4 protein-coding genes are annotated in these 4495 nt (G+C 45.8%); all 4 read left to right on the top strand.

The features are described from left to right. Window positions 1-2166: phosphoribosylformylglycinamidine synthase subunit PurL (purL, locus tag VF500_RS06185; protein ID WP_330858830.1), on the top strand; the 2166-nt coding region annotated here is incomplete at its 5' end. Next, window positions 2166-2555, top strand: coding sequence for a VOC family protein (locus tag VF500_RS06180; RefSeq protein WP_330858829.1), 390 nt, complete (start codon window positions 2166-2168; stop codon window positions 2553-2555). The genes purL and VF500_RS06180, both read left to right, overlap by 1 nt. 653 nt (window positions 2556-3208) lie before the next feature. After that, window positions 3209-3913, top strand: a complete 705-nt coding sequence (locus tag VF500_RS06175) for a tRNA1(Val) (adenine(37)-N6)-methyltransferase (protein WP_330858828.1) — start codon at window positions 3209-3211, stop codon at window positions 3911-3913. A 62-nt stretch (window positions 3914-3975) separates the two neighbouring features. Continuing rightward, window positions 3976-4467 carry a metallophosphoesterase family protein gene (locus VF500_RS06170; RefSeq protein WP_330858827.1) on the top strand — a complete coding sequence of 164 codons (492 nt, stop codon included), beginning with the start codon at window positions 3976-3978 and terminating at the stop codon, window positions 4465-4467. Window positions 4468-4495 lie beyond the last annotated feature (28 nt).

Below are 4495 nucleotides of genomic sequence, written 5' to 3'. Positions count from 1 at the left end.
GAAGAATTTGCACGTATAAATGAAATATTAGGGCGTGTGCCCAACTTTACTGAGCTTTCTATTTTCTCGGTTATGTGGAGCGAGCACTGCTCATATAAAAATTCAATTACATGGCTTAAAACTTTACCAAAGGATAGTCCGCGGATGCTGGCTAAGGCAGGTGAAGAAAATGCCGGTCTTGTTGACCTTGGCGACGGTATTGGCTGCGCCTTTAAGATCGAATCGCACAATCACCCTTCGGCCCTTGAACCATATCAGGGTGCTGCTACAGGCGTGGGCGGTATCAACCGCGATATATTTACCATGGGTGCAAGGCCTATCGCGCAGCTTAACTCCCTGCGTTTTGGCGACTTAACACTCGACAAAACCAAATGGTTAGTTAAAGGTGTGGTTAAAGGTATCAGTCACTATGGTAACGCTTTCGGTATCCCAACCGTAGGCGGCGAATTGTTTTTTGACGATTGCTACAATGTTAACCCGCTGGTTAACGCCATGTCGGCCGGTATTGTTAAGGCCGGCGAAACCGTTTCGGCTACATCATACGGTGTGGGCAACCCGGTTTATATCGTTGGTTCGGCTACAGGTAAAGACGGGATCCACGGTGCCGCCTTTGCTTCTAAAGATATTACCGAAGATTCGGTGAACGACCTTCCTGCTGTACAGGTAGGCGATCCTTTCCAGGAAAAACTGTTGCTGGAAGCTACCCTTGAGGTAATTAAAACAGGTGCTGTTGTTGGTATGCAGGATATGGGCGCTGCCGGTATCATCTGCTCAAACTCTGAAATGAGCGCCAAAGGTGAGCACGGTATGCGTATCGACCTGGATAAAGTGCCAACCCGCCAGGACAACATGAAACCTTATGAGATCCTGCTTTCTGAATCACAGGAGCGCATGCTGATCGTAGTTCATAAAGGTCGCGAAAAAGAGGTTGAAGCTATTTTTGATAAATGGGACCTGAACTGCGCCATTATTGGTGAAGTTACCGATACCCAGCGTTTAGAATACTTTATGCACGGCGAAAAAGTTGCCGATGTACCTGCCGACGACCTTGTATTAGGAGGTGGCGCCCCGGTTTACCAACGCGAATACCGCGAGCCTGCTTACTTTGCCGAGAACCAGAAATTTAATATCGATGACGTTGCCGAGCCTGCAAACCTGGTTGAGGTTGCTGAGCACCTGGTAGGTCACCCTAATATAGCTTCAAAACGTTGGGTAACCGACCAATACGATAGCATGGTAGGTGTACAAACCATGACAGCCAATCGCTCATGCGATGCTGCCGTTGTTGCCGTTAAAGACACCGACAAAGCCATCGTATTAACTACCGACTGTAACTCACGCTACGTTTACGCCGATCCTTATAAAGGTACCGCCATTGCCGTTGCCGAAGCTGCACGTAACATTACCTGCGCCGGTGGCGAGCCTGTGGCTATTACCAACTGCTTAAACTTTGGCAACCCTTATATTCCTGAAGTTTACTGGCAGTTTGTAAGTGCTATTAGAGGTATGGGTGATGCCTGCCGCAAGTTTGAAACCCCTGTTACCGGTGGTAACGTGAGCTTCTACAACCAGTCGGCAGATGGTGGTTCGGTGTTCCCTACGCCAACTATTGGTATGCTGGGTGTGATGGATGATGTTGATAACATCATGACTGCCGATTTTAAACAACCCGGCGACCAGATCTATCTGATCGGTGAATCGGTTAATGATATCGCTTCATCACAATACCTTGCTTCATGGCATAAAATCACCAAAGCGCCTGCGCCGTTTTTCGATATCGACAAAGAGTACGATATGCAGCAAACCGTTAAAGAACTGATCAAACACAGAGTGATTGAATCGGCCCACGACGTTGCTGATGGTGGTTTATACATTGCCCTGTTAGAGTCATCAATGCCTAACGGTCTTGGTTTTGATATCGCATCTGATGATAGTATCCGTAAAGATGCTTTCCTGTTTGGCGAAGCACAGGGCAGGGTAGTGGTAAGTGTTGCTCCTGAAGAAGAAGAGCGTTTTGTTGAGGTGATGGCTACCAGCGAGGTTGAGTTTACCCTGTTGGGTACGGTAACCAACGGCGCTTTAACTGTCGATGAAGAAGCTTTTGGGCATGTTACTGATCTGAAAATGGTTCACGATAATATCCTTCACGGTATTTTAGGAGAATAATGTTAAAATTAAACAGGGTACATCATATAGCTATCATCTGTTCGGATTACGCAAGGTCCAAACAGTTTTATACCGAGGTACTCGGCTTAAAAATAGTTCGCGAAGTTTATCGTGAACAACGACAATCATACAAGCTTGATCTGGCATTGGGCGACCTCTACCAGATCGAGCTTTTTTCTTTTCCCGCCCCCCCTGCAAGGCCATCCCGGCCTGAAGCTGTAGGTTTGCGTCATTTAGCTTTTGAGGTTGATGATTTGGATGAGGCCGTAGCACATATAGCTTCTTTCGGTGTGGAGATAGAGCCGATTCGTGTAGACGAATGCACGGATAAACGCTTCACCTTTTTTGCAGATCCGGATGGTTTACCGCTGGAGTTGTACGAGGTTTGATTTGCGTCATGCCGAATTTATTTCGGCACCCCACGGGACAGGTCTGTTTCGTTTTTAGATAACTTTTGTTGTTATTAACAATCATTCGCCCGCTCAATCGCCGCGGGTTGGCTTTGTTCTTTTTCTTGATAAAAAGAACCAAAAATCAAGTCAGCAGGGAGGCTTCTTTGCGCTCGGCCGCCGCTGTGCCCATTGCTCCGGCCTTTACCCTGCAAAGCGGGCAGAACCACGGGCTGCAATTATTTTGCCCAGCCACACTTTACCAATGCTTCTGCAAAAACTTGCTATGCCCTTGCAACCGCACAGGCCACCATTGTTCTGCCCGCTTTCGCCCGAAGCTTACCTGCTGACGGGGAGGGGAAGAGACAAGATTTTGAGAAGCAAGAAACAAAAAAAGAAATTAAAGTTCAATAAGAGGGCAAACGTTTTTATAATTCCCAAATCAAAAGCGGGTAAAGGCCTGACAGAAAAGCGGGCCAGGGGGTATGGCCTGTGGGGGGAAGCTTTTTTCTGTCTTGGGTTTTTGGTTACTTTTGGGCCAAGCCAAAAGTAACAGCCTTTCCCGCGGCGAATGAGCGGGCCAATGTTAGTTATATGGTCGATATATATTTGCAATCCCAATCAATCAACGAATAAAACATAACTTCGCCCTCATGTTCCGTTTCAAACAATTCAGCGTTGATCAAACCGGTTGTGCTATGAAAATCAATACCGATGGAGTATTGCTCGGCGCTATGGCCGGCGATGCAGAACCGTTGAACATACTGGATATAGGTACCGGAACAGGCGTAATAGCCTTGATGCTGGCGCAACGATTTACCAACGCAGTTATTGATGCAGTTGAAATTGACGAACAAGCTGCAGCAACGGCAAAAAACAATTTCAACAATTCGCCATTTAAAAACAGGTTATCACTTTATGCAAAAGGGTTTGAACAATTTTTTGAAGATCATCCTGAAAAGAGATATGACCTCATAGTATCAAATCCCCCGTTTTACATTAACTCGCTGCAATCGCCTGGAGCAAAGACCAATCTGGCTAAACATGCTGCTGATGGCTTTTTTGAAAAGCTGATATCGATAGTCGCAACGCAGCTTACCGAGCAGGGTATTTGCTGGCTGATACTGCCTGTAGATACTTCGGCACTGGTGAAAAAACTCGCCTTACAAAGCGGACTTTATCTGCAAAAAACAATCAGCATTCACTCCTTTAAGGATGATGCAGCGCACCGGGAAATTCTTGCTTTTGAAAAAAACAACACGCAGGCGATAGCCTATAAATTTGTAATCTACAGCGAACCAAAAGTATATACCGATATGTACAGGGACGTGCTAAAAGATTTCCTAACGATATTTTAGCCCGCCTCGAATCTTAATTCTTGGCTCTTAACTCTTGACTAATTAAATTCTAACTTTGCTCCATGACCCGCATAGGCCTTATTTCCGATACCCACAGCTACCTTGACGATGCCGTTTTTAAACATTTTGAAAACTGCGACGAGATCTGGCATGCGGGTGATTTCGGTACTATTGAACTTGCCGACAAGCTTGCCGATTTCAAGCCCTTAAAAGGTGTATATGGCAATATCGACGATAAAGATGTACGAAGTGTTTACCCCGAACATTTACGCTTTAAATGCGAAGATGTAGATGTTTGGATGACCCATATTGACGGTTATCCCGGCAGGTACAGCCAAAATATCAAGGCTGAAATTTATAGTAATCCGCCAAAGTTGTTCATCACGGGTCATTCGCACATATTAAAAGTGATGTTTGATAAAAAGATCAATTGTTTGCATATGAACCCCGGCGCGGCAGGCAAGCAGGGCTGGCATAAGGTGCGTACCCTGTTAAGGTTTAATGTCGATGGCGATAAGCTTCAGGATTTACAGGTTATTGAACTGGCTGGGTAAAATACCTGTTGTTTGGTCGAATAAGTAT

Source organism: Mucilaginibacter sp. (assembly GCF_036383575.1).
In the GTDB taxonomy this organism is placed as follows: Bacteria; Bacteroidota; Bacteroidia; order Sphingobacteriales; family Sphingobacteriaceae; genus Mucilaginibacter.
This window is presented reverse-complemented; position numbering and strand designations above follow the sequence as displayed.

Bases quoted from the DNA above. Each gene is read 5' to 3' on its own strand.
- VF500_RS06180 (WP_330858829.1), top strand. From the start codon at position 2,166: ATGTTAAAATTAAACAGGGTACATCATATAGCTATCATCTGTTCGGAT.
- VF500_RS06175 (WP_330858828.1), top strand. From the start codon at position 3,209: ATGTTCCGTTTCAAACAATTCAGCGTTGATCAAACCGGTTGTGCTATG.
- VF500_RS06170 (WP_330858827.1), top strand. From the start codon at position 3,976: ATGACCCGCATAGGCCTTATTTCCGATACCCACAGCTACCTTGACGAT.